This is a genomic window from Mycolicibacterium novocastrense (assembly GCF_001499835.1).
GTDB lineage: Bacteria > Actinomycetota > Actinomycetes > Mycobacteriales > Mycobacteriaceae > Mycobacterium > Mycobacterium novocastrense.
In genome coordinates this window covers 1-24485 of sequence record NZ_LQIH01000003.1, presented here as the reverse complement: position 1 = coordinate 24485, position 24485 = coordinate 1, and the positions used below count along the sequence as shown (strand labels likewise).

At 65.2% G+C, this 24485-nt stretch carries 25 protein-coding genes and 1 pseudogene; 13 read left to right on the top strand and 13 right to left on the bottom strand.

Annotated features, from left to right (window positions below; translation table 11 throughout):
• Nucleotides 1–579: 579 nt before the first annotated feature.
• The 11 genes from AU072_RS03765 to AU072_RS03715 all read left to right on the top strand — a co-directional run bounded on the left by AU072_RS03765 (nt 580) and on the right by AU072_RS03715 (nt 10225).
• Nucleotides 580–924 carry an NADH-quinone oxidoreductase subunit A gene (locus tag AU072_RS03765; RefSeq protein WP_064412545.1) on the top strand — a complete coding sequence of 115 codons (345 nt, stop codon included), beginning with the start codon at nt 580–582 and terminating at the stop codon, nt 922–924.
• Nucleotides 915–2300, top strand: a complete 1386-nt coding sequence (locus AU072_RS28515; RefSeq protein ID WP_231987879.1) for an ICP22 family protein — start codon at nt 915–917, stop codon at nt 2298–2300. The genes AU072_RS03765 and AU072_RS28515 overlap by 10 nt, the downstream gene beginning before the upstream one ends.
• Nucleotides 2293–3222, top strand: a complete 930-nt coding sequence (locus AU072_RS03755; protein ID WP_064412544.1) for a complex I subunit 1 family protein — start codon at nt 2293–2295, stop codon at nt 3220–3222. The genes AU072_RS28515 and AU072_RS03755 overlap by 8 nt, the downstream gene beginning before the upstream one ends.
• 6 nt (nt 3223–3228) lie before the next feature.
• On the top strand, nt 3229–3792 hold the full coding sequence (locus AU072_RS03750; protein ID WP_064412543.1) for an NADH-quinone oxidoreductase subunit J: 564 nt from the start codon (nt 3229–3231) through the stop codon (nt 3790–3792).
• Entirely contained in the window at nt 3789–4091 is a 303-nt protein-coding gene (locus AU072_RS03745; RefSeq protein WP_064412542.1) for an NADH-quinone oxidoreductase subunit NuoK, read from the top strand. The genes AU072_RS03750 and AU072_RS03745 overlap by 4 nt, the downstream gene beginning before the upstream one ends.
• Before the next feature lie 7 nt (nt 4092–4098).
• Nucleotides 4099–5949 (top strand): proton-conducting transporter transmembrane domain-containing protein, encoded by a 1851-nt coding sequence (locus AU072_RS03740; protein WP_407937583.1) that lies wholly within the window; start codon nt 4099–4101, stop codon nt 5947–5949.
• Between the two features lie 4 nt (nt 5950–5953).
• Nucleotides 5954–7444, top strand: coding sequence for a complex I subunit 4 family protein (locus AU072_RS03735; RefSeq protein WP_064412541.1), 1491 nt, complete (start codon nt 5954–5956; stop codon nt 7442–7444).
• Nucleotides 7445–7465: 21 nt separating this feature from the next.
• Nucleotides 7466–8857 (top strand): NADH-quinone oxidoreductase subunit N, encoded by a 1392-nt coding sequence (locus AU072_RS03730; RefSeq protein WP_064412663.1) that lies wholly within the window; start codon nt 7466–7468, stop codon nt 8855–8857.
• A gap of 314 nt (nt 8858–9171) precedes the next feature.
• Nucleotides 9172–9384 carry a heavy-metal-associated domain-containing protein gene (locus tag AU072_RS03725; RefSeq protein WP_064412540.1) on the top strand — a complete coding sequence of 71 codons (213 nt, stop codon included), beginning with the start codon at nt 9172–9174 and terminating at the stop codon, nt 9382–9384.
• A gap of 92 nt (nt 9385–9476) precedes the next feature.
• Nucleotides 9477–9722, top strand: a complete 246-nt coding sequence (locus AU072_RS03720; protein ID WP_064412539.1) for a YHS domain-containing protein — start codon at nt 9477–9479, stop codon at nt 9720–9722.
• 176 nt (nt 9723–9898) lie between these two features.
• Nucleotides 9899–10225 (top strand): metal-sensitive transcriptional regulator, encoded by a 327-nt coding sequence (locus AU072_RS03715; RefSeq protein ID WP_064412538.1) that lies wholly within the window; start codon nt 9899–9901, stop codon nt 10223–10225.
• Between the two features lie 578 nt (nt 10226–10803).
• On the opposite strand, the gene AU072_RS03710 is transcribed toward AU072_RS03715, so the two are convergent.
• The 5 genes from AU072_RS03710 to lpqS all read right to left on the bottom strand — a co-directional run bounded on the left by AU072_RS03710 (nt 10804) and on the right by lpqS (nt 15558).
• Complete coding sequence (locus tag AU072_RS03710) at nt 10804–11262, bottom strand: rhodanese-like domain-containing protein (RefSeq protein ID WP_231987880.1); 459 nt, start codon at nt 11260–11262, stop codon at nt 10804–10806.
• A 678-nt stretch (nt 11263–11940) separates the two neighbouring features.
• Nucleotides 11941–12240, bottom strand: a complete 300-nt coding sequence (locus AU072_RS03705; RefSeq protein WP_064412537.1) for a hypothetical protein — start codon at nt 12238–12240, stop codon at nt 11941–11943.
• Between the two features lie 386 nt (nt 12241–12626).
• Complete coding sequence (locus tag AU072_RS03700) at nt 12627–13886, bottom strand: MDR family MFS transporter (protein WP_064412536.1); 1260 nt, start codon at nt 13884–13886, stop codon at nt 12627–12629.
• Complete coding sequence (locus tag AU072_RS03695) at nt 13886–14995, bottom strand: PLP-dependent cysteine synthase family protein (RefSeq protein WP_064412535.1); 1110 nt, start codon at nt 14993–14995, stop codon at nt 13886–13888. Before AU072_RS03695 ends, AU072_RS03700 begins: the two co-directional genes overlap by 1 nt.
• A 110-nt stretch (nt 14996–15105) precedes the next feature.
• Nucleotides 15106–15558: a putative copper homeostasis (lipo)protein LpqS gene (lpqS, locus tag AU072_RS03690; protein WP_064412534.1), complete on the bottom strand. Its 453-nt coding sequence runs from the start codon at nt 15556–15558 to the stop codon at nt 15106–15108.
• A gap of 1177 nt (nt 15559–16735) precedes the next feature.
• Here lpqS and AU072_RS03685 point away from each other — a divergent pair.
• On the top strand, nt 16736–17197 hold the full coding sequence (locus AU072_RS03685; protein WP_064412533.1) for a DUF2752 domain-containing protein: 462 nt from the start codon (nt 16736–16738) through the stop codon (nt 17195–17197).
• Between the two features lie 421 nt (nt 17198–17618).
• Here AU072_RS03685 and AU072_RS03680 read toward each other — a convergent pair whose 3' ends face one another.
• From AU072_RS03680 to AU072_RS03650, 7 genes are all read right to left on the bottom strand, one after another.
• Nucleotides 17619–18560: a M56 family metallopeptidase gene (locus AU072_RS03680; RefSeq protein ID WP_064412532.1), complete on the bottom strand. Its 942-nt coding sequence runs from the start codon at nt 18558–18560 to the stop codon at nt 17619–17621.
• The gene (locus AU072_RS03675; protein WP_064412531.1) at nt 18557–18946 is read right to left on the bottom strand and encodes a BlaI/MecI/CopY family transcriptional regulator; all 390 of its coding nucleotides are present in this window, start codon (nt 18944–18946) and stop codon (nt 18557–18559) included. The genes AU072_RS03680 and AU072_RS03675 overlap by 4 nt, the downstream gene beginning before the upstream one ends.
• 163 nt (nt 18947–19109) lie before the next feature.
• Nucleotides 19110–19865 (bottom strand): L,D-transpeptidase, encoded by a 756-nt coding sequence (locus AU072_RS03670; RefSeq protein ID WP_407937582.1) that lies wholly within the window; start codon nt 19863–19865, stop codon nt 19110–19112.
• Nucleotides 19866–20195: 330 nt separating this feature from the next.
• Nucleotides 20196–21098 carry a M56 family metallopeptidase gene (locus AU072_RS03665; protein ID WP_231987884.1) on the bottom strand — a complete coding sequence of 301 codons (903 nt, stop codon included), beginning with the start codon at nt 21096–21098 and terminating at the stop codon, nt 20196–20198.
• Entirely contained in the window at nt 21095–21517 is a 423-nt protein-coding gene (locus tag AU072_RS03660) for a BlaI/MecI/CopY family transcriptional regulator (RefSeq protein WP_064412530.1), read from the bottom strand. The genes AU072_RS03665 and AU072_RS03660 overlap by 4 nt, the downstream gene beginning before the upstream one ends.
• Nucleotides 21514–21921, bottom strand: coding sequence for a TlpA family protein disulfide reductase (locus AU072_RS03655; RefSeq protein WP_235630303.1), 408 nt, complete (start codon nt 21919–21921; stop codon nt 21514–21516). Before AU072_RS03655 ends, AU072_RS03660 begins: the two co-directional genes overlap by 4 nt.
• Nucleotides 21922–22133: 212 nt before the next feature.
• Nucleotides 22134–22601: a hypothetical protein gene (locus AU072_RS03650; protein WP_328586879.1), complete on the bottom strand. Its 468-nt coding sequence runs from the start codon at nt 22599–22601 to the stop codon at nt 22134–22136.
• A gap of 117 nt (nt 22602–22718) precedes the next feature.
• Between AU072_RS03650 and AU072_RS03645 the strand changes: the two are divergent.
• Nucleotides 22719–23167 (top strand): annotated as a pseudogene (locus AU072_RS03645) (NlpC/P60 family protein); the annotation flags it as partial.
• 86 nt (nt 23168–23253) lie between these two features.
• On the opposite strand, the gene AU072_RS03640 reads toward AU072_RS03645, so the two are convergent.
• A partial coding sequence (locus AU072_RS03640) for a multicopper oxidase family protein (RefSeq protein ID WP_064412528.1) occupies nt 23254–24485 on the bottom strand: 1232 nt, incomplete at its 5' end.

Below are 24485 nucleotides of genomic sequence, written 5' to 3'. Positions count from 1 at the left end.
CCGACCGTACCGAACCGGGTGGAGCTGACGCCGGCTTCTTCCTCTGTCGGGAACGCGATGCCGATGCCACCGCGCCGATCGCGGCGCGGTGGTGCGATTAGCGCGGGATTATCCGGACGCGTCGGTCAACATTCAGCTCACTTCGACGACTACGACCGCTGTAGCGAAGAAAGTATCAGTGACACAGAAATTTGACGTGACCTGCTCAGCTGGCGGCCGCGGGGTGGCGCAACTGCGCCTGCGTCCCGATCTCGTCTTTATCCTGGAACGTCATCATCGGGCACCTCGGGCGCGCACAGCATGAACACGACGAACTTGTTCGCGATGGCAGGTGCACAGGTTGGCCGGCTGGTCGTGCTCTTCGTCAAAGCCAGGTTTCCAGGCTGTCTCCACGGCCGTGACCGGATACGGCTCTCGCCTTCGAGCTCGAGCAGGATCTCGGCTTCGTGCGCTCCTTTCCGGAGGGCGAACTGACGGTCAGCATTCCCTTGCTTTCAGATACCCCTTCGGGGTATGTCTAGAGGGCGTCACCAATCATTGCGTGTCGCGGCTCGGACATCGCGAACCCCGGAGGTGCGTATGTATGCCGGGTTGACGGGGGTCTTGCTGGTCGCCGTCAGTGGGGTGGCCAGTCTCTACGCTGCCCACCGATTTACGGCCGTGTCGTCTAGACCGCTGGTCTCGCTGCCCTTCCAGTCTGGATGGCTACCCGAGGAGCACGCGTTGTCGCGCTATCACGTCCGCTGGTACTTGGCCACGCTAGTGTTCCTGGCCTTCGACGTCGAAATGCTGTTCATGTATCCCTGGGCGGTCGTCGTCGTCGAGATGGGCGCCACCGCGGTCATCGAGATGTTTCTGTTTCTGGCCGCGCTGCTCGTCGCGGTCGCCTGGGCATGGCGAGAGGGTGCGCTGCGGTGGACCTGAATCGATGGCTGGCCAAGTACGCCGCCCGGCGTCCGCATGTGTTCATCGCCGAGCTGCCAGGCAATTGGGCGCTTCGCGCCGCAACACAGAACCTGATCGCTGCGCGCGGATGGCGGCAAGCCGTCTCACCGGCCGGCGCCGACGTGTTGGCGGTCTGTGGAACCGCAGTCGACGATGAATTCGCCGACCTCATCGATCGCCTCTGGGACCAGCTGCCAGGCCCCCGCGCTCGGGTCGTCATCCGAGATCTGTCGGCGACGCGCTCGCAACTGGACCGCGCGGCCGGCGTCCTTGTCGACACCAAGTGGCAGCGCACAGATGCCCGCGACCGAATACAGTCCGCCGCACCGATGCCTCAGCACGACGCCGGCGCCGAAGGTCACCACATGCCCCACAGCGCCGCCGGGCACGGCCGCCCGGCCGACAGTGCCCCCTCCGAAACAGCCCACGGCGGCCACGATGCGAACGGAGACGACGGCAGCGACGACCACGCAACCCATCACCACAAAGGGCAAGGTGACGCTTCACCGCACGGCGGCTCAGATCTTCACCATCCCGAGGAGAACAGCCACGAGCCGGCTGACCACAGCGCACACCAGCACCACGACCGCGGCGCACACGGTGACCCCGGCGAGGATGGTCATCACGATATGGGCCACAGCGGTCACCACATGGACCACGGCGATATGGAAATGGCTCCGGCGGGAATCGCGTTGGCCCAGGGCGGTGAAGACCGCGACGGCTTGGAGATGGACGAGCTGCACGTGCGGCTGGGTCCGTTCCTCGCGTACTGGCCAGCCGGGCTGGTGCTGCGCTGCGCGCTGCAGGGCGATGTCATCACTGCGGCTCAGCCTCAGATGATGGGCGCCGCCTCCAACGAACAACCGCAGCCGCTACTGAGCAGCTGGATGCAGGCAGCCCGCCACACCGACCATATCGTCGACCTCTTGGTACTGGCCGGCTGGCCTCGCGCGGCGGGGCGCGCACGACGGCTACGCGAGGTGCTGCTGGGTGACACCGTCGACAGCCGCGCCGCCCGCCAGCAGGCCGACGCGTTGGCCACCGTGGTGCGCCGCTCCCGGGTGCTGCGGTGGGCGCTGCGCGATCTCGCCCCAATCGCGGTCGATGACATCGACCGATATGGAATGCCCGCGGCTCTGGCCGGAGATACCTACGATCGGCTGCTCACAAGGCTCGACGTGGTGCAACGTGCGGTTAGAGACGAGGCCGATGCGCCCCAGTTGCACGTGCCCCACGGCGCCGTGAAGGACATACTGCCCGATCTGGTCGAGGGTTTAGACGTGGCCACGGCACGGCTGGTGGTCGCCGGTTTAGGTATCGAGCTGTCACCCTCGGAGCGGGGTCAGCATGCCTGAGGTGACGACAGTCAGTGGCGTGTGGGCGCTGGCGGCCGCTGCCCTGTTGGCCGTGCTCGTCCTGTTCGCGGCGAGCCTGGACAGCACTCTTTCCGCACGAGCCGACGGCGCGAGCGGCGCGGTGGCCGCACCGCTGTTTGAGGCGGCCCGCCTGATGCGTCAGCGTCGCCGGACCCTGGTGGCTGCCGACACGCTGCTGTGGCGCATCGGGTGCGCCGGCCCGATCGTGGTCGCTCTGCTGATGATTGTGGTTGTGCCGCTGGGCCGTTGGACGCTGCTGGATATCGAGGTCGGCGTGGTGTGGTTCAACGCCATGGATGTGATGATGTGGGCGCTGGTGTGGCTGGCCGGCTGGGGCCCTAATTCGGTGCACGCATTGATCGGTGGCTATCGGTTCCTCGCCCACGCGTTGGGCTATGAGTTGCCGTTGATGTTCGCCCTGGTCGCGCCCGCCGTAGCGGCGGGTAGCCTGCGGGTTGGTGACGTGGCGAACGCCCAGCACGGCGTGTGGTTCGTGGTGTGGATGCCCGTCGCATTCGTGGTGTATTGCCTTGGGGTGGTCGCTTTTTCGGTAGGGGGCCCCTTCGCGCCGGCGCTGGGGGCCGACATCGCCGGTGGCGTGACCTCCGAGCTGTCGGGCGTAGACCGGCTGCTGTTTCAGGCAGGCCGCTATGCGCTGTTGGCCGCGGGCGCGGCGTTCGCCGTGCCGATGTTTCTCGGCGGCGGTGCTGGTCCGCTGCTGCCGGACTGGATGTGGTCAGTTGTGAAAACCCTTGCGCTGCTGAGCGTCTTGGTATGGCTGCGCCGAACAATTCCAGCACTGCGACCCGACAAGTTCATGGAGGTCGGCTGGGTCGTGTTGTTGCCAGCCGTTTTGGCCCAAGACCTAGTGGTGGCGCTCATCGCCATCTGGAGGAGTTGACACACCATGATTGTTCATATCGTGTTCTGGCTGCTCGCGGTCATCGCCGTCGCTGCCGGTGCCGCGGTGTTCTGGGTCAATTCGATGGCGCGCGCAACATATGCGCTGGCGAGTTCGTTCATTGCGGTCGGTGTCGCAGTTGTGCTGCTGCAGCAGAACTACATCGGCGTGGTCACCATCTTGATGATGGTGATGGAGATGGCGGTGATGGCGGTCTACATGGTCATGTTCATGGGCATGAACCCGGCGCTGATGCCGATGAGCATGGTTCACGACAACCGCCGCGCACTAGTCGCTGCCGGGGCCACCTTTGTCTTCCTGGCTTCGGGGATTGCGCTGATCGACTGGCCCGCCCGGCAGGGCCAGCCGCCGCCGGACGTCACCATGGCACTGGGCGAGGCGTTGATGGGCCCGCACATGCTGACCATGGTGGTGATCAGCCCGGTGATGGTCGCCACGATCGTCGCCGGGGTGGTGTTGGCGGCCGCCCGTACTCGTTATGACCGTTTCGGTGACGATCTCAAACGCCGGCCCGCACGTGACCCGCAGCCCGGGGGAGTCGATCGATGACCTTGCAGACGGTGTTATTGGTAGCGGCAGCGATTTTTAGCGTCGGGCTCTACGGTGCGCTGTCTCAGCAAGTTGTGGTGATGGTGATGATGGGCCTGGAGTTGATGATCAACGCGATCATCCTTGCCGCCGCCGGGTTTTGGTGGTTCGTGATGCCCGCACCCAGCGGCCAGGTGCTGCTGCTGGTGGTCATCGCCGCCATGACGGTGGAGATGGCGATGGGGTTCGCGGTGGCCACGGCGCTGCACCGCGAGCGTCGTGTTGACATGACCGACATGGCAAGCGACCTTTCCCGATGAGCAGCCCGTGATCTCGGCGCTGCTGTGGCTGCTGGTCGCTGCGCCGGCCGCGGTGGGAGTCGTTGTGTTGATCTCCCGCCGCGACGATCGGTGGGTGAACGTGATCTCTTTGGCCAGCATGCTCGGGTGCGTCGCTGTGTCGGTCGTGGTGGCCGTCGCGCGGCCGTCGGTGCAAGTGGCGTTCATGGCGGGCGCGCCATTGGGTCTTCGGGTCGACGCGCTCGCCGCGACCGTGCTGCCGGCGGTCACCACCGCGACGTTGCTGGTGCTGATGTTTTCTGCCGGGAGCATCCGCCAGGCGCGGAGCAGATTTCACGGGTTGATGCTGGTGTTCGCCGCGGCCGCCATTCTGACGGTGACCGCCGCGACGCTGCCCACGTTGCTGCTGGGTTGGGAGATGATGGGGGCGGCGTCCTATGCCCTGATCGGGTTTTGGTGGCGCGAGCAATACCGCGTCTCCGATGGGCTCACCGCGTTCGTGACCACCCGCACCGCCGATCTGGGTTTGTATCTGGCCGCGGGTGCCGCGCTGGCCGGCGGCGCTGGGATGGCGCTGAACAGTTTCGCCGATGCCCAGGGTGGGTGGCGCGATGTAATGGCGTTCGGCGTGCTCGTGGCGGCGCTCGGCAAGGCGGCGCAGCTGCCGTTCTCCTTTTGGCTGTCGCGGGCGATGTCGGGTCCCAGTCCTGTTAGCGCCCTGCTGCATTCGGCGGCGATGGTGGCGATGGGCGGATTCTTGTTGTTGCGGACGCAACCCTTGCTGGCCGCCACCGGCTGGGCGGCGACCGCGGCGGCATGGGTGGGCGTTATCACCGCAGTGATGCTCGGCGCCGTCGCGGTCGCCCAGCGCGACATCAAACAGCTGCTCGCCGCGTCCACCGCAGCGCAGCTGGGATTCGTGGTGATGGCCGCCGGGGTGGCCGCCGTCGGCGGGGGCGCCGCGCACCTGGTGGCGCACGCCGCCACCAAGGCCGGTTTGTTCCTCGCCGCGGGCGCTTGGTTGTCGCTGTTGGGCACCCAGCGTCTGGACGACTTGCACGGTGTGGCGCGGCGCTGGCGGGTGGTGGGGTGGTCGGCGACGATCGCGGCACTGACGTTGGCGGGGATCGCGCCGCTGTCGTTGTGGGCTACCAAGGATGCGGTGTTGACCGCTGCCGCGCAGCACTCCCCCGTGTTGTACGGCCTGGGACTACTGGCCTCGGCGCTGTCGGCGGCGTATGCGGCGAAGATGCTGGTGGTGATGTGGGCTTTGCCCTCGACCGAGGAGACCGCCGGGCCGCCGACCGCGGCGGCCCGACCCGTCCCACGACGGCTCACCGGTCTCGAAAAGGCGCCTCTTGTGGTTCTCGCAGCAGGGGCGGTGGTAGCGGGAGTGCTGGCCCTGCCACCGGTTGGGTCCATCATTGGGCGTGCCCTCGACGGCGAGCAGCCGATCAGTCATCCCGGCGTGGCCGAGCTGCTCGGTTCGGCCGTCCTTGCGCTGATCGTGGTGGCGGTGGTGGCACGCTGGGGCGTGCCCGAACCTCGCTGGGCCGCATCCTGGTTGGGGCTGCAACGCGCGGCGAATGTGCTGGTGGTTGCCCCGACAATGGCTGCCGCCCGGGTGGCAGCCCGATTCGATGACAAGGTGCTCGATCGGGTGGTCGACGCCGGGGCGATCGCGGTGTTGCGCGCGGCGGGTCGGGCCGCTCGCATCGACATCGGTGGTGTGGACAGCGCGGTGGAAGCGGTAGCCGCGCGAGTGGGACGGTTCGCTCAGCTGACGCGCCGACCGCAAACCGGCCAGCTGCATCACTATTACTTGGCCGCCGGAGTGCTATTGGTCGCCGGCTTCGTACTCATCGTGACGGCGAGGTGACCTGATGCTCAGTGTGATCGTGTTCCTGCCGCTAGCCGCTGCGCTGGTGCTACTGGCCGCATCCCGGCTAGCCGGCCGCACCGCCAACGTGATGTGGGTGGTGGTCACGTCAATCGACCTGGTGCTCATTGTCGGGGTTTGGGCGCGCTACGACGCGCCGGCGCCGAACGAGCTGGCGTTCGAGGAGCAGGTCCCCTGGATTCCCGGCGTCAACAGCAGCTACCACATCGGCGTCGATGGTCTATCGCTGCCGCTGGTGGTGATGACGGCGGTGATCTTCCTGGCCTGCGCGATCTACGGGCTGCGCAACGAGGACCGGCCCCGGCTGCAGGCCGCGTTGTTCTTGTTCCTGCAAAGCGTCAGCCTTGGGTTGTTCGTCGCCGCAGATCTGATCTTGTTCTTCGTCTTCTTCGATTTGTCGATCGTGGCGATGTACTTCGTCATCACCGGCTGGGGACACGGCGACGCGACCCGCTCGGCGCTGAAGTTCTTCCTCTACACATTCCTGGGATCGCTGGCGCTACTGGTGGGCTTTATCGGCCTCTACATCGCCGCCGACCCGCACACCTTCGACATGGTCGAGCTGGCGGCGACCACACCGTTGGCGCGCAGCCCGCTGGCGGGCAGCCTGGTGCTGGCCGCGATCCTGCTCGGATTGGCGGTCAAGACACCCACCGTCCCCTTCCACACGTGGCTGCCGCCGGCGCACACCGATGCGCCCGCCGTCGGGTCGGCGGTGCTCGCCGGGGTGCTGCTGAAAATGGGCACCTACGGGTTCGTGCGAATCGCAATGCCGATGCTGCCGCAGGCATGGCGCGAGTGGGCGTGGCCCATCATCGCCGTCGGGGTCGTATCGGTGATCTACGGGGCGCTGGTCGCGCTGGCCCAAAACGACCTCAAACGCATGATCGCCTACACCTCGGTCAACCACATGGGCTACATCGTGATGGCCGTCGGCGCTGCCGGGCTGACCGCGGCGGGCACCGCCGACGCGCGGGAGGTCGCGGTAGTCGGTGCGGTCACCCAGATGGTCAGCCACGGCCTGATCACGGCCGCCCTGTTTCTGCTCGCCGGGGTGTTCTACGACCGGGCGGGCAGCTATGACATGGACTCCTACGGCGGACTGGCCGGCCCGGCGCCCAAACTCGCCGCGCTGTTCGCCGTGGGCGCGTTCGCCTCACTGGGATTGCCGGGGTTTTCCGGTTTCATCGCCGAATTCCAGATCTTCGCCGGCAGCATCGCCGCCTCTCCGGTCACGGCGCTGGCTCTGCCCGGCATCCTGATCACCGCCGCGCTGTTTCTGCGCGCGCTGCAACGCGTCTTCACCGGTCCCACGCGTGGGCATGCTGTCGACTTCACTGACCTGCGGGTCCCTGAGACCGCTTCGGTGTCAATCCTTCTCGTGCTCAGCGTGGCCATCGGCCTACTGCCCAGACCGCTGCTGGACCTCATCGAACCCGCCGCGACAGCGCTGGTCGCGCTCGTCGGGAGATAATCCGTGAATCCCGAGGCGGCGATGCGGCCACTGCTAATGGGGCCGGAGATGCTCATGTTCGGCGCCGGTCTGGTGGCGCTGATCGCGGGATCGTTTCTGCCCCGGCAGCGGCAGTGGTGGGTCGGCGTCATGGCGGCCGCGGTGCAGGTCGGTGTTATCGGCGTCGCAGTGGTGCAGATGGTCGGCCCGGATCAGATGGCTTTCGAGGGCGCGTTTTCCGTCGACACCGCCACCGGTGTAGCACGGATCGCCTGTGCAGCCGGATTGTTGTTGATATGGGCGGTGGCCGGCGCTGAGATGCGGTCCTCGCCGCGGGAAGCCGAAACATATGCGCTGCTGATGTTTTCGAGCACCGGGGTCCTGGTGCTGGCAGGCGCAGACGACCTGTTGTTGCTGGTGGCCGGCTACTTCCTGGCCAGCATCCCGCTCTACGGTCTCATCGGGTTGAGCCGCTCGGCCGCCGCGGCCGAGGCCGCCATGAAGGCCTATCTGATGGGCGCATTGTTCGGGATCCTGCTGATGCTCGGCGTCACGGTTCTCTACGGCCTCACCGGCGCGACGCGCTACCCGCAGCTGGCGATGGTCCTGGGCGGCGCTCCGACGATAGCGGTCGCCGCCGGAGTGGTCGGTGTGCTGGCGGGCCTGATGTTCGAGGCCGGTGGTGTGCCGGCGCACTTTTGGGTGCCTGACGCCGCGCAGGGCGCTAACGCCACGGCGGCGACGTATCTGACCACCATTCCCAAGATCGGGGCTCTGGTGGCGTTGTACCGCCTCACCACCGTGCTGCCCGACACCCTGGCGTGGCCGGTATTGATCGGCGTATTTGCCGTCGCCAGCATGACTTTGGGTAATCTAGCCGCCTATTGGCAACAGGACCCGCGTCGGCTGTTGGGATGGTCCACGGTCAGCCAGGTCGGCTATCTCCTGGTGCCGATCACCGTCGCGGCTAGCAGCGAGTTGGCGCTGCCCTCGCTGCTGTTCTATCTAGTCGGCTATACCGTCACCAACATTGCGGCGTTCGCGGTCACCGCGGCGCTGCCCGGGTGCCACGATCTCGATTCCTACCGCGGCTTGGCGGGAAGTCACCCGTGGCTGGCGGGGGCGCTGGTCGTGGCGCTGCTCGGTCTGGTGGGGACTCCGCCCACCGCGGTGTTCATCGGCAAGGTCACCACGGCCACCGCGGCCTGGGACGGCCGGTATGCATGGCTGGCCGTCATGGTGTTCGTCAACACATTGGTCAGCCTGTTCTACTACCTACGCTGGATCATCCCCGCCTTCGGGCGTCCCCACGAGACCGGCGATGCCGACAAACCGGCGGCCCAGCACTGGCCCACCCGCGCCGCGGTGTCGGCCGCCACGCTCAGCCTCCTTCTGGGCATCATCGCCGGACCGGTATGGCAACTAGTCACCTGACCCGCGTCGACACAGGGCGTTGCTCCGCGCCATGAGGCCACACAAAACGCGGAATCCTTGCAGGCGATCATCCACGTGGCGTCGCCAACCCGATTCCAGCGGACATCCGTTCGTCGGCTGTGCGAAGAGGGCGAATGACCACCCTGGTGGAATACCCACCAGGGGTATATTGTCTCTATGTGTGGTTACCCCGCCCGGGTATGCAAGGAGGCGCGTCATGTGCACAAGCAGGTGACTGTCGGTTGGCGCCTTCGCATGGCGAAAGGCGCTGTTAACACAGTCGTTGCTCACAGCTAGCAAGGAAGGCGTAATTCATGGCCACCAGCGAATATGAGGTCACAGGAATGACCTGCGGGCACTGCGAGATGTCGGTGCGTGAGGAAGTCGGCCAGATCGACGGTGTCGAGCAGGTCGACGTCAGTGCGGCTACCGGCAAGCTGGTCGTCACCAGCGCTAAGCCGGTCGACGACGCGGCTGTACTCGCCGCCGTCGACGAAGCTGGCTACACCGCGGCGCGCGTCGGATGACTTATCGCCGCTAAAAATCTTGGGACAGCCGAACCGCACGTTGGCGACCGTTGCCCGGACTTCTGACCGAACCTGAAAGGACATCCTCGACCATGACAGATCACCGTGCTGCCACCGGCACCAGCGACGATCACCACCGCGACGACCACGACCACGACACGGTGGATCCTGGCGTCGACGCCGCCGAGTGCCCGGTCATGCCTGGGCGGTTCGTGGCCAAGGCCAAAGCCGAAGCCAAGGGCTGGGTGCGCCAGTACGCTGGGCGTACCTACTGGTTGTGCTGCGCTGGATGCGTCCCCAAGTTCGACGCCGACCCAGCGAGATACGCTGCAGCATAAGCCAGCTATCGGCGATGGGTGGCTCGGCGCCCCGCGCGGGCGCGCGTGGCGAGAATCACCCATCGTCACAATTCCTGCGACAATGTCTCTGAACCTGCGACGCCCAGATATCCGGTGTTAAGCGCGGGCCCTTTTGTCCCGAACGTCAAATTCGGCCACACCACTGGGAGGAACACATGCCCACATCGGCAGCCGAAGGCAAACCCTCGGCGGCGCCGCCGCGACATGGCTACATCACTGACAAGGACCGCTACCTTGATCGTCTCAAGCGCATCGAAGGACAGGTGCGCGGCGTGCACCGCATGGTTGACGACGAGCAATATTGCATCGACATCCTCACCCAAGTCAGCGCCCTGACCCGGGCCTTGCAGGCAGTGGCGCTCGGCCTGCTCGACGACCACCTCAAACACTGCGTGCTCAACGCCGCGCATGCTGGCGGCGATGACGCCGACGCTAAGATCAAAGAGGCCACCGACGCCATCAATCGACTCGTGCGATCGTGAATCGCCGCATACCCTTCCCTCGACGGGCTAGCCCCGTGCGGTCATGACCTACCATCGCCGCGGCCGCTGGCCATCATCACGCCAGGCGCCCGAATACCGGCGATACGCCCAGGTTTCAGAGTCGACGAGAGCCGCATTGGGCTTTGGGCCATCTGCGCTGACTGCGGTCGTGCCAACCGAGGAATCGCGCCGATCGCAAGCACCAATCGACTAGCATCTGTGTACCAGAACCGTAGATCCGGGCGCGTGCCGTCAGCGCCGCAGTCCGCCGGTCCAGCGAACGGAGCGACGTGGGAAGGCTGCAAGCCATCGACCGCCAACTAGAACTGCTCAGCGCGGTTAGCGCGGCCATTCGCAGGCTCGGTGGCCGCCCCGACACCTCTTTGATAGATGAGCTTCTTGAGGAACGCTGGGAATGCCAATGGCAGCTAATGGGCTTGGCAGCCACGTTCACAGCTGGCCAAGGCGCCCGAGGCCTCGTGGCCCCGGTGGGCTCCTATCGATACAGACGTAGAGACGACTCAGACGCCCGGTGAAATACGAAAATGCCGACTCCTCATCCGCAGAAGCGCAGAAGGTCAGCGCCGGACGAGCTCACGGCCGCTTTGTTGCCACGCCTGCATTCCACCTGCTAACTCCACCACGTCGTGATACCCAAGGTCGGCCAAAGTGGTGGCGGCGATTGTGCTCATCCGTCCGGTGCGGCAGTAGACCGCCAGCGGAGTGTTGCGAACGGACGGTAGCCTGCCGATGCTGGTCTCGATTTGGTCGAACGGAATGCTGAGATCCGTGCCAGTGATGTCGCCTTCGTAGGGCACGTGCACATTGATGGTGACCCGCTCGGGCGCGGCAATCGCCTCCGCAAATTCGCTCGGTCCGACTGAGCGCGGTGCGTGTGGCACAGTGTCGGCCTGTTCTGCGGACGGCAGTGCCGCCGACGGCGTCAATTGTTCGGCGGGAGTAGAACACCCAGCCAAGGTCAGCACCGCACCGACGATGGCCACACGGGCGCAGAGATTACGGATCAACGACACCACCTGACTGAGCGTACTAAGTGTGATAGTAGATCAGAACTGGGCCATGACTCGGCATTGGCGGCGCTGACCTGGGATCAAAGCACACACGTGCAGGGTGGCCGTCCCCTGTACGCGAGACGAATCCCGCCTATACCCTGGCAGGGTATAGGATGCGGGAGAGGAGACTGGGATGAGTAACGAGGTCAAGCCGGAGCGGGCGCTGGTGCGCGTTGCCCGGCACCCTGCGGTGCGTGCGGCCGCCAAGTGCGCGCTGATGTGCGCGCTTGGCGCCAACACCAGGCGTCGGCGTGCTATGAAAAACGACCGCACCTGCTGCGCATAAGCGCTGGCCTTCATGGCGTACGGCCTCCCGCGGACCACGAGGTGTCCGGGCATCTGAAGCGACGAGGTCATGCCGGTTCAGTCGGCGACGCGTCGACACGGCTGGTAACACCGCTCGGCGCCGCGGCAAGCAGTGGCGCTGCGATGACACGATCGCCGCAGCCGTTGGGTGGTCCAGCAGTTGCCTTGGTGGCCAATATCTTTGATGACGGATCAGTGCATCAACGTGCGAGCGGCCCACATCGTCGGCACCCCACACTTTTCGCTAGGCACAAGGCGAGGCCGTCACGGGTTCGGCGAAGTGGATTCGACAGGGCGGGGTGGCGCCGACCCGGAAAAGACACCCCGCCCGCTGCTTTAGCAGGAAGCGTCGACGTACACGGTCTCGTACAGGACGCGCTCGACGAGCTGATCGCGCCGGTTCTGTCGAAACTCGGTGACCTCTCGGCCTGGGCGCACGCCGCTGATCGTGCACTTCTCCAACGGTGCTGACCCGACCTTGTTGAGGATCACTTTGTAGCCGTTTCCTTCCAGTCTGTTGATTGTGTCCTGGACCGAGCCGGGCCCGGTCGGTGCTGCAGCGGCCGGCTCTGTTGCGGCAATCATGGCTGTCGCGAGAGCTGAAAGTGCGATGGTCACCAGTGCGGATTTCTTCACGGTTGATCTCCCTTCGCGTACCAAGACGTTTTATGGTCGCGCTCAGTACGTAGCTAATGCGTATATGACTCTAGGGTACCTGCTTACAGACACATGCCAAGCCTTACGCGCCACGATTTGGTAACAGGTTAAAGCTTTGAGTTGCAGGGTCTTTCATGCAGGCAGCATCGGGCTAGTCCGCGTCTCAGCCCTGCACTCCAACTGGCGCGCCGGGCGCCGCTCAGCAAATGCCGGAGACGACCAAAGCGTTCCCAGCTCCGGCGATAACGGCGGGTGTTACCTCGAATCGCTAGCCCCGACTGAGAGCCGATTGGTCACCCTTGTCGTGCAAGTGCACGATGCACGGGCTTGGAGTCACATCTTGCGTTCGTCGACTCGAAATCTCATCATCGCGCCGCATCGGCCAGTGCTGTCCGGGGCACTAGATGCCCGCGGCGATCGAGTCGATGCAGCGCTAGTGCCGCCGCCAACCCAACCAAAGCCAATCCGGCCCAGAGCAATTCGTCGGCACCGGCATCACGAGCGGCCTGCATGAGTGCGCCGGTGGCCAGGTTGCCGGCCAGAATGCCGATTCCGACAATCGTGTTGTAAAAACCGTAGTGCGTAGCGACGAGGCGGTTGTCCGACAAGGACACCACTGTGTCCATCTCGAAGGGGAAGACGGCTGCCGATCCGACGGCCAGCAGCCCGGCCGAGACCAGCAACGCCACGACGGCGGCAACGGAACCGAAGCGCCCGCTGGTGGGGACAACGAGCAGCGGCAGGAACGAGGCAGAAAGAATGAGCATGCCGATCATCAGCGACCGTCCGGCACCCCAGCGGGCGGAGAACCATCGCGTGATGCGAAACTGCCCCGTGACAGCGACGGTCCCGGAGACGACGAACACTGCGGCAATCAGCATTGATTCATGTTGCGGAGCCAGCACGGCAGCATGCAGCGGCAAGGCCAGGTAGACCTGGAAGCTCAACACATAGGAGCCGATCATCGCGGCCGCAAACCACAGGAATGACCGGTTTCTCACCACGATGCGCCAGTCATCGAGTATCGCGGTCTTCTCGGCGGGCGGTTCGGCGCTGTGTTGCGGCAATGCGAAAAGCTGCACCACGGTCAGCATGGCAAACACTGCGGCCGCTACAGCGGCGACGATGCGAAAGTCCGTCACCATCAGGGCCAGTCCTGCCAGCGGGCCCGCCAGAATGCCCGCTTGATAAAACACGTTGAACATGGCGAATGCTTCGACCCTGCGCTCTTTGGAATCCGCAGCAAGGTAGGCGCGCACCGCAGGATTGAACAACGCTCCGGCGAAACCCGTGGCCGCCGAAGCGATCAAAACGGCGGGTAATGACTGTGCTACGACCAACAGCCCGAATCCAGCCGTGCGCAATAGGCAGCCGGCGACAATCAGCGGCTTGTAGCCAAGCCGGTCGGCCAGCGTACCGCCGACGATGAACATGCCCTGTTGGGAGAAGTTGCGCACGCCCAGAACCAGACCGACCGCCCAGGCCGCCAGACCCAGTGGCCCGGCTAGGTATCCGGCCAGGTAGGGCATCAGCATGTAGAAGCCCAAGTTGATGCCGAACTGATTGATCATCAGCATCCGGCTGGGCCATCCGAAGCTGGTGAACTGCCTGAGCCCAGCCACCATCAGTGCTCACTCCGCACTGGATCGACCACGTTGAGGCAGCGTGTCCATGAGCTGACCACCCGTTCGAATGGGTGAGCGACGATATCGGGCTCGTCGGGCGGTTGCCAACCGTAAAGATCGTGTTGGCGGCAGTAGTCGTCGTTGTAGATGGTGTCGAAGTAGCGTTGCGGCCCGTCGGGGAAGATGGCGGTGATCGTTGTGCCGACCGGGTGTGTTCTGGTCACCCAGCCAGAGACCAGCGCGACTGCGCCGACACTCCAACCGCCCGTGGCATAGTGTGTCGCCGCCAGTGTGCGGCAGCCCCACACGGCCTCAGCAGGAGCCACCCAATGCACCTCATCAAAGGCGTCGTAATCGACGTTCCGCGGGTAGATGCTCGAGCCCAGTCCCCGCATCAATCGGGTCGCCGCCGGCTGGCCGAAAATGGTCGAACCGACTGTATCCACACCGATCAATTTGAGATGGGGATTGAACTGACGTAGCACCCGTGCGACCCCGGCGGAGTGACCGCCGGTGCCGACAGAGCACACCAGCACGTCGATATCGCCGAGCTGGGCAATCAGCTCCAGCGCCAGGCCCTGGTAGGCCTCGACATTGTCGGGATTGTTGTACTGGTCGGGATACCAGGAGTGTGGGTGCACGGCGAGCAGCTCAGCGACTCGATCACGGCGCGCCTGCTGCCAGCCCCCTTCTGGATGGGGTTCGCTTACCACCTCGACTTCGGCGCCGTAGGCCGACAGCATGCGGTGCATGATCGGCTCCATTCCTGGGTCCGCGACCAGTGTCACGGGGTGGCCGTACACAGTACCCGCCAGGGCCAGCCCCAGACCGAGAGTGCCGCTGGTGGATTCCACGATCCGGGCCCCCGGTCGCAGATCGCCGCGGGCGCGACCCCGCTCCACCATGTGCATGGCGGGACGGTCTTTCATGCCGCCGGGATTGGATCCCTCGAGCTTGGCCCAGAAGCCGCGCTCATCGTCACTGAAGGGCGCCGATATCCGCAGCACAGGCGTGTGTCCCACCATGGTGGCCAGGCGGTGGTTTCGGCCCAACGTGCGATGGTGTGAAAAGTGCAGGTCGGTGGAATGGACGGATAGGACATGGTTCATATGAGTGTCGCTTCTGCTTGGAGCCGCGACTTGACTGCGCGGCAGCTGACGATGGGCAGCAGTGAGCGACCGGCCGTGCCGCCTGAGCGCGGTCGGTCTGGGCTGCCTAATCAGCGCCGTGAAATACAGAAGCGGGTCAGCAATTGGCGACCCGGTGCGACATGGCCGATGCCACGCGGCGGGCCGCGCACCGCCGCCCAAATCCCGTGACCGCCGTACAACCAGGCCGCGGCCACGGCAATGAACATGCCCAAAGCCACTAACAGGGTGGCGATCCGTGGCACCACGGCGGCGGAAAGAATCTCCGGCGACCACGCCACCGACTCTCGTAAGTGCGGGTGATCCATCACGGCAGCAAAGTCATCTGCCGTCGTCGTCACCAGCGCGTGAGGCGCGTGAGGCGGGTGATCATCGAGACCGCCCGACCACGGCAACGCCGCTTTACTGCCGACAAGCAGCACCCAAAAAACGACAGCCAGCGTTACCGCCGACCGCAGTCGCCTTCTCGTGGGAGCGTCGTGGTACCTCACAATGTCGCCCACTGTAGCAGCTTGTACGGCCATACTCCGTAGGTCCCTAAGTCGAGTCCGTGTTGTTATTCAGTCGCGATTCGACGGTTCAAACCAAACCACACCCATTGTGTGATGTGGATGACTGTCTCAGTGGGGCAGTTCTTTTCGCTGAATGAGCTCTGCCACACCACCTTGTCGGCCCGATAAGTGCAGCTCATGTGCTCTGCTATTCCAGATATTCAAACAACGCCCACATTGACGCCTTGCCGGCCCGCCGTCGCGTCCTAGGTTCAGTCGACGCTTATCACACTGGCATCAGCAACCACAAAAGTAACAGGGGGATCGGCTCGGCGCCGAGCCGATCCATGTGCCTCGGCAAGCTGTGTGAGTGTCTTCAAGCACCTCTGAACAGGGCAAGTCGTTAAACCTCACGGCACACTTCTGACCGGTAGATGCTGATCGTCGCGGTCAGGGCATCCGTGATTCAGCTAACTTATCCTCGGATCCGGTCCTCTGCGGTTGGGACATGTGGGTGGTGGCCGCCAGTCGGCCTGGTTGAGCGCGGTCGAAGGGAATGACTCTGGGTAAGGAATCCCGCCAGACACTGCCGCTTCGGCGCCCACTGCCGCTATGGACAGTCCACCCCTGCGGGCACTATCCGTTTGGATCACCGCCGCAGGCGGCTCACGCCGCCTCGATGGCATTCCCCCGTTGCTGTCATCATCGGTGGCACGATGGTGGCGATATCCCGGTGCCCTCGGGTATGGGTGCCAACCCTGTGCCGGTGCTCGGCGGTGCGCCGGTTGCGGCCCCGGCGGTAGGGATTGTTGGCGATGAGCAAGGTCGCCTGGCGCCCGCGTCGCTAACACCGCTGGCAGCTTGTCGATGAATTGTGGTCTCCTCGAAGGTCCAGGCCAGGCACTTGTACGACGCAATCCACTTTGTCGGCGCCGACTTTCCGTGGGAATTGGGCACTCTCCTGATCACGCGCACGGCCACGACTACCGCAACCAGCTGCCCGCCCACCACCATCGGACGCTCCGCACCATTCGGACGCGCCTGGCTTCCCCACTCGGACACCGGCGCGCTGTTGCTGGAGGCGGAAAGCCTTGTGGTTGCATGCTTTACGCGCTGGTCGACTACGGTCTCGATGCGGCCCCGCGCGCCGCTGGTGCTGTCACTGAGGGGACTCGTAGCATGGCAGAAGTCCAGAACCGCGGGAGACCATATGGGCTTCACCACTTCGTCGGCCGCTCGTCCAAGCAGGTGGCTCACCGTGTCGCTGGCGGCGCGGCAACCGGAGTCGGCAGTGTGGACGTGGTTGGCACTGGCCGGCTTACTCGGAGCCATGGTGCTCGCCACGCTCGGCGTCCCGCCAGTCGACATCCATGGTCCGCTGCATTACGCCGGAATCATGGATCCGTTCTGCGGCGCGACACGCGCGGTGTATCTGACCACGCACGGTCAATGGACGGCGGCGCTGAGCTACAACCCCGCCGCTCCCCTGCTGCTGATTGCGGCGGCCGGCTTGGTCTTGCGGGGCGCCGCGGGGTGGTGGACCGGACGCTGGGTGCACGTCCAGATGCCCCGCCGCTCAGTGATCGCGATCGCCGTGGTGGTTTTGATCGCGCTGCAGGTCCATCAGCAGTCCAACGTGGCGCTGCTGACAGCGCCATGGATGGGCGGCTGACCCGGGAGAACCGCGAACGGCGGCCACTGCTGGATGTAGGTCGGCCCAGCCAGCTTCGGGTCGACAGCCGTCGTTGAGCCCGGCGAAATGCCGCAATTGTCGGGATCTGCCGGCGAGCACTGCTGCCGAGCGCGCACGTGTCGTGCGCGCACATATCGCCGGTCAGCTGTCGAGCACGCGCTTCAGTGCGCGTAGCTGCTCAGTACTAGGCAAAATAGGGGACGCCGGTCTGTCAGATGAACTCGGCCGACATCAACGCAGGCTCGGCCGACCACACCGACCGGGCCTCTCCCACACCGCACTGCGCTGAGAGCGCCGTGGCGCAGACCTCGCCGACAGAGTGTGGCCTCTGCCTTACCGGCGAGATCCGTCGGTGTCCACGACGCGAAGGGTGGGAAACCGCAAACGCGCCGACAGCCACCTAGCCGCACACAAGGACCCCGGAAATACCGAGTATAAGTGTGCCCAGCGGCGCGATCGCCATCATCGCCGTAGCGCTCGTGAGCGCGGCTTGCGCACGCACGCGGACATGGTGGGCAGCCGGGATGGCAAGGCGCTCAGCACGGTTCAATACGGCGATATCGGCCGCGCCCAGCGCGGCGGCCGGCGCTCCCGCAGCCAGAGCCATCAGCCCGGCCAGTAGGGCAGCCTTGCCGTGCCGGCGCGCAGCAGCATCATCGGCGCACATTTCCAACAACCGCGATACCTCGGTGGCACCACGCGTCATCAGTCCCAGCCAGGAAAAAACCAACGCCAAGCCGCGCAGCGCCGTGAGAATTCTGGGGTGGCGGCCATCAAGGTGAGCTCGCTCGTGTGCGAGCACCGCTGCTAGCTCCCGCTTTCCTAGAGCTCCTACGGCCGCGGTGGTGACGACTATCGCGGGAGGCTTTCCTCCCACGCAATACGCAGTGCGTTCGGGGGCGTCGACGACATACACGTCGCGTTCGCCGGTCGGCCGGCCCACCAGCCGAACAGCTTCTGCGTGCCCGGAGGCATGCTCACGTAGCCGCCTAAGGACGCGCACGAACCGGATACCGATAACAGCGACGGCGCCCACCACGGCAGCCGCTGAAGCCAGCAGGATCATTTGTGGTGCTGTACCTGCCTTACCCGCAGCGAGATCGCACAGGAACCTGACGCAAGACACAACGAAAGAGCCGCCTTCGTGCCAGTGCGCGACCACATCGACAATCACGAGCACCACAACTGTCAGCCAGCTCAGCAAGACACTGGCGATTGCGATCAACCACGCCGCGACTCCGCATCTGGGAGCGTGCCCGCCACGGGTGAGAAAAACCAACACCGGTGGCCCTGCCACGATCACCGCCAGGCTGTAGAGCAGCAGGCACGCCGCGACGTTCACCGTTTCTTGGCCCTGCTCGATCGCCTTGCCAGTCGCCGCAATGCTTCCCTGAGCCGCTCGGATTCCGTGGGGCCGATCTGCTCGATGAAGTAGCTCAGTACCAGTTCTGAGCGGCCTCCACCGTCGAGCGCGTCACGCATCAACTGGGCGCTGTGTTCTTCACGGGTCATGGTGGCCCAATACCGGTAGGCCCGGCCATCGCGTTCGCGCTCCAGCCACCCCTTGGTGAACAGGTTATCCATGGTGGACATCACCGTGGTGTAGGCAATACGACGCTCGGTCGAAAGCTCTTCGAAAATGTCGCGCACCGTTACCATCTCGGGATCGTGATTCCATACGCGATCCATCACGACGGCTTCCAGCTCGCCGAATCCTCGTACACGCACCGTTTAGCCTCCAGGAATGTCGTTGCAGAGCCTACCTGGTGCAGCCTGTTAGGCCATGCTGTGACCCGCAGATGGCGGCGTGAACGTGTCCGGGTTTGGCGAAACGGCCATCGCACGTCGGCCCGAGAGGGTGGCGCCGAAAATCCTGTCACACAAGCATCGGCTAGCTCTGCACAATCACCGGGTCGCCAACCTTGACAGTGTTGAAATACCATTCGGCGTTCTCCGGGCTGAGATTGATACAGCCATGGCTGACATTGGCCGAGCCCTGCGAACCGACCGACCAGGGCGCCGAATGCACGTAGACACCGCCCCACGTCACTCGCACGGCGTACTCCCCGTCGATCAGGTAGCCCTCGGGGTCGTCGAGCGGAATCCCAATCGTGCGGGAATCAAAGACCACACTGCGCTGCTTCTCCAGCACCTTGAACGTCCCCACCGGGGTGTCAAAGCCGGGCTTACCAAGCGACGCCGGCATTTCGCGCACGACTTGGTCGTCGATACTCACCGTAAACGTGTAGGCCGAGATATCGGCCACAGCCACCACCGCCGCTCCGGTACTGAATTCGGTCTTCAAGCCCCCGACTGCAACCGTCACCGTCGAATACGCGGGCCAGAAGCCCCGCGGAACCCACTCCACGAGACGATCTGTCAGCCAGGTGAACTGACCCTTCACCGGTCGCGACGCCGACACCGTGATGCTGCGTTCGGCTGCGGCGCGGTCGTCAACTGAGCGACCGAATCCCACCAGCACTGGGTGAGCAACGCCTACCACCTGACCAGGCGCCGGACTTAGCATCTCCACTGAGGGGTCCACGCCCCATGCTTTGGCCGACCCAGACCCCACCGGCGGTGGCGCCAGCACCACCGCCGCAGCCGCCAGGGCCACCGTCAGCAGCCCCCGAAGAGTGCCGTGCACGAAGCCTCCCTTCACCGCAATGCGAATCTAAAATCATCTTACGTATCTACTACGTGCACCGTTGGTCAGCGCGTGCACAGCCTGCTACGGCAATGGACTCCAGCTTCCGCGGCTGCGGCGACGTCGCGCCATCGAACCGCTCTGGCGTGGTCCCGCAAGCGCGGGCGCGGCCAATGCCGCGCGTCTTGGCCTGTCGCTTGACTCGCGGATCGCATGACATCGCGCCACTGAGCGACGCGATCTCAACGACGCCGGTCCCACGCCGATCAAGACCAGGCTGTCTTAATCGCGGCGAGTGTCGATGTCACACAGTGTGGTGACGGTGCGACGTCAGCCGGCCGTGCAGGACACTAGCCCTGTCAGAGCGGCAAAGGTCAGCAGCGTGGTCATGCCCAGAATTAGCGCTGCGCCCCAGGCCGCGTTGAGTCCGGCGAAGCGGCCCACAGATGAATGCCTGCCCGCCAGCCGAGCCAGCCGCAGCTGGGTGCAGTCGCTGGCGATGCCCAGCGCGGTCGCCGGCGCGGGCGCGCTCTGCAGCGTCTTCAACGCGCGGTGCAGACCGAGGTGGCCGTGGGAGCGGGCAGCATGTGCGTCGGCGTCCAACTCGACCCATGCGCGCACCAATGACGGAGAGTGACGCATCAGCGGCAGCCATCCCAATCCGGCTGCGGCGGCTTGGGCGACGGCGATCATCAGGTGATGATGCCGGCGTAGGTGGGCGCGCTCATGGGCTTCGACGGCGCTAACCGCGGCACTGTCGAGGCACTGCCGCAGTCCAGTGCTCATCACGACCAGCGGCGGGCTACCAGCCAGGCTGTAGGCCAGCGGCTCGCCGGCAGGCAGCCACAGCACCGCGCCGGCGTGCGGGCCGCGGCCGGTCAGCAACCAGGCAAGCTCGACGTGTTTGGCATGCAAGCGACGTCGATGCCGGCCGGTGCGGCTCAGCTGCCAACCTCCGCGAATGCCGGCGATGCTCAACGCGGCAGCACTGAGGATTCCTGCGACGGTGTCCACTTGTCCGGGCGGATCATTGTGCAGGGCGAGCCAACACCGGTGCAGTAGTACGGCCAGCCCCGGCAGCGCGACTGCCGCGAGCGTGACACACGCCAGCAGTCCCCACGAGACCAACAGCACTGCCGCGTCGGTACCGCGCCGGGTCAACGCCCGCAAGATCGGTGGCGCGAGGATACCGATGGCGATTCCGCCGACGGTCCACCACAGCACCGCGGTCACCGCCGCCGACCCCGTTGCTTCAACCCGCGGCTCAAGGCCCGCGTCTCCGCAGTGGTGGCGCTGCGCGCGAAGTGCAACAGGGCCGCAGCGGGGCCGCCGCTGTCCGCCAGTAGCTCGCGCAACGCGTCGGTGGCCGCCTGAATGCGGTCTCGGGTGGCTTGGTAGCGGTAGGCGCGACCGTCGAGCTCACGGCTCAACCAGCCCTTGCGGTATAGGTTATCCATGACCGTCATCACGGTCGTATAGGCGAGCTGGCGGGCCGGTTCGAGTTGATCGAGAACGTCGCGGACTCGCACCACATCGTCGGCGCCAGAACACCTCCATAATCGCGGCTTTAATTCGCCCAGCCCGGGTGAGGGGCGTCCCTGAGGCGATGGTGTGCGCTGCGATGTCCGCCTGGTTGTCTTGCGGGCCGTCATCGTTGGTGCGTTTCGCCGAGGGCGGAGGCGACTGACTTCTGGACTTGGTCGACGTCGCGGAAGACGACCATCGGCAGTCGGCGCACAGATCCGTCGGTACCGACAAGGTAGCTCAGCGGCAGCAGTTGGGGTGCTCCCAACGCGCCGGCCACCTCATCGGCGTCGGTGAACGATGGATAGCCGATGCGCAGGTCGCGGACCAGGGCAGCAGCAGAGGACGACCGGTCGCGCACGTTGACGCCAATGACCTGCACGGCGCCGGTGACGTTGTTGTAGGCGTCGAGCACCGGCATTTCCTCACGACAGGGTGCACACCAGGAAGCCCACAGATTCAGTAGCGTCGGCGTACCGAACACGGCCGTGCCGACATCCACGGGCTGCGCGGATCCTAGACAGCGGGCCATCACCCCGGAAAGTGTCGGCACCGCAGACGCCCCGCGGTTCGGGGCGGGGCATGGCGCGGCGCCGGCCTCGGCCGCAGCTGTCTGTGCGAACTTCACCTCGCCGATCGACAGCCGCTGTGTCGCCGGCACAGATACCGGATCGTGACTGACAACGGCACCAGCGATAGCGGCCGCCACAGCAACCAGCAAGACAAAGAGCCGACGCCGCACCGTTAGATGTCACGCTCCGGCGCGGCAAGCACCATGGCGGTGGTCGGCAACAGCGCGTCGTCGTCGCGAACGGGCCAGGACAGCGATGTCGTCAGCTGTCGCCACAATGCCCAACCCAGAAGTGCAAGCGAAGCGGCCCCGATCAGTGGCTGAAGCGGCGCCCACAGGGTAAGGGCCCCAGTGACCCCGAAAGTGGCCACCACGAGCTTGTTGCACACCGGGCAGCCCACCGCCAGCACAGATCCGACGTTGGCCACGATAGCGGTCCGCCCAGCAGAGAAGGACCCTGCTGTCCGGTGACGGACATAGGTGGCGACCAGGACTCCACTGAGTACCGCGGTGAGAACCCACACCGCATAGCTCCACCACGGCGCCGGGGTCATGCGCACGAAAACGGGGTTGGGCAGCAGCGAACTGGGCACCCCCGTGAGCAGCGCGACGATGGTTGCGGCCATAACTGCCACGGTCACCTGCCGAAATTGCATCCGGCGCAGCATCGCATGATCACCATCCTGAACGCTCAGCGAGAACATCAACAGCTTAGTACTAATTGCCATAGTAGATAGTCCGGTCGGCAAGCCTCCGCCCCCGCCGACCCTGGATTCACCAACGGGCGCATCCCCCGGGTATGGCAGCCAGGCAGTCGAATACGTGATCCGCCGGACCACGTCGCAGCTGGGTGTGCCCTATTCCTGGGGCGGCGGCAACGCCGGCGGTCCCTCCCGCGGTATCGACCAGGGCGCCAACACCGTCGGATTTCGACTGCTCCGGGCTGATCCTGTACGCCTTCGCCGGAGTGTGCATCAAACTGGAGCACTACTCCGGGACGCAGCACAACTCCGGACGCAAGATCCCCTCCTCACAAATGCAACGCGGCGATCTGAACTTCTACGGGCCCAATGCAAGCCAGCATGAGGCGATGTATCTCGGCAACGGGCAGATGATCGAAGCGCCCTACACCGGGTCGGTCGTTGAGATCTCGCCGGTACGTACCAGCGGCATGATGCTCTACGTCACCCGGCTCATCGAGTACTGACACCCTCAGGTGGCCAGGCCGTCTTATCCCCTTCGCCGCCGCGCGTGGCTGTGAGGTGCCACCACCAGGCTGGTACCGAGGGGCGGTCAGCCGATGTAGTTGAGGCTGGTCATCATCCCGGCTTCCTGGTGATAGGTGTTGTGGCAGTGCAGCATCCATTCGCCGGGGTTGTCGGCGACGAACGACACGCGCAGCTGCTGCATGGGCAGCACGATCACGGTGTCCTTGCGTGCGCCGGGACGCCCGTTGGTGGTGAGCACCTCGAAGGTGTGGCCGTGCAGATGCATGGGATGCCACATCATCGAGGTGTTCTTGAACGAAAGCGTGACGCGTTGCCCCTCACGAACTTCCAATGGCCGGGTGTTGGCGAACCGCAGACCGTTGATCGTCCAGTCGTAGAGCATCATCGACCCGCCTAGATCGGCCGGCAGCTCCACGTCGGCGCGCGCAGCCGGCAACGCCGCACCCGGCGCAGCGCCGAACATGTCAATGGTGCCGACACGACCCCGCAGCTCCGCAGGCGCATAGTCGGCGGGCGGTGGTGAACCCGCCCCGCTGACCAACAGTGCCCGTGCCGACGCGTTCTTTCCTTCCGCGGCCGCGACGAGCGGGAAGACGCCATCGCCCGCGGTGACCACCACGTCGTAGCGTTCCCCCATCCCGATCAGCACCGCGTCAACGTCGGTGGGCACGACCGAAAAGCCGTCGGTGTGGGTCACCGTCAATTTGTGCCCGGCCAACGCGACCCGAAAGGCAGTGTCCGAGCCGGCGTTGATCAGCCGAATCCGCACACGCTGACCAGGCTTGACACGAAACCTGCTGGCGGCCTGCGGAATACGCCCGTTGATCAGATAGTACGGGTAACTGACATCTCCGGCGTCGCCACCGAGCAGTGTGCTGCTGCCCGCTCCCCCAACCCCCGGAACGGTTCCCGTTCCGGACATGCCGGGCATGTCGCCCATCCCGGGCATGTCGTGTCCGCCCATTGAATTGCGAAGCCCGTCATAGATCTGGGCCGGGCTCGATCCGACGCCGTCGGTCCAGTCGTCGAGCATGACCACCCACTCGGCGTCATAGCTGCCCGGGTCGTTGGGGTCGTCGACGATGACGGGGAAGTACAAGCCCGTGTCAGCGTCCAGTCCAGTGTGCGGATGAGCCCAGTAGGTGCCTGGATATGGAACGGAGAACCGGTAGGTGAAATCACGGCCGGCGGCAATGTCCGGTGTGGCCGGCGACGCGCCATCCATGTCGTTGCGCAGCGCGATGCCATGCCAGTGCACCGACGTGGTGCGGTCGAGCCGGTTGCGCACGGTGACGG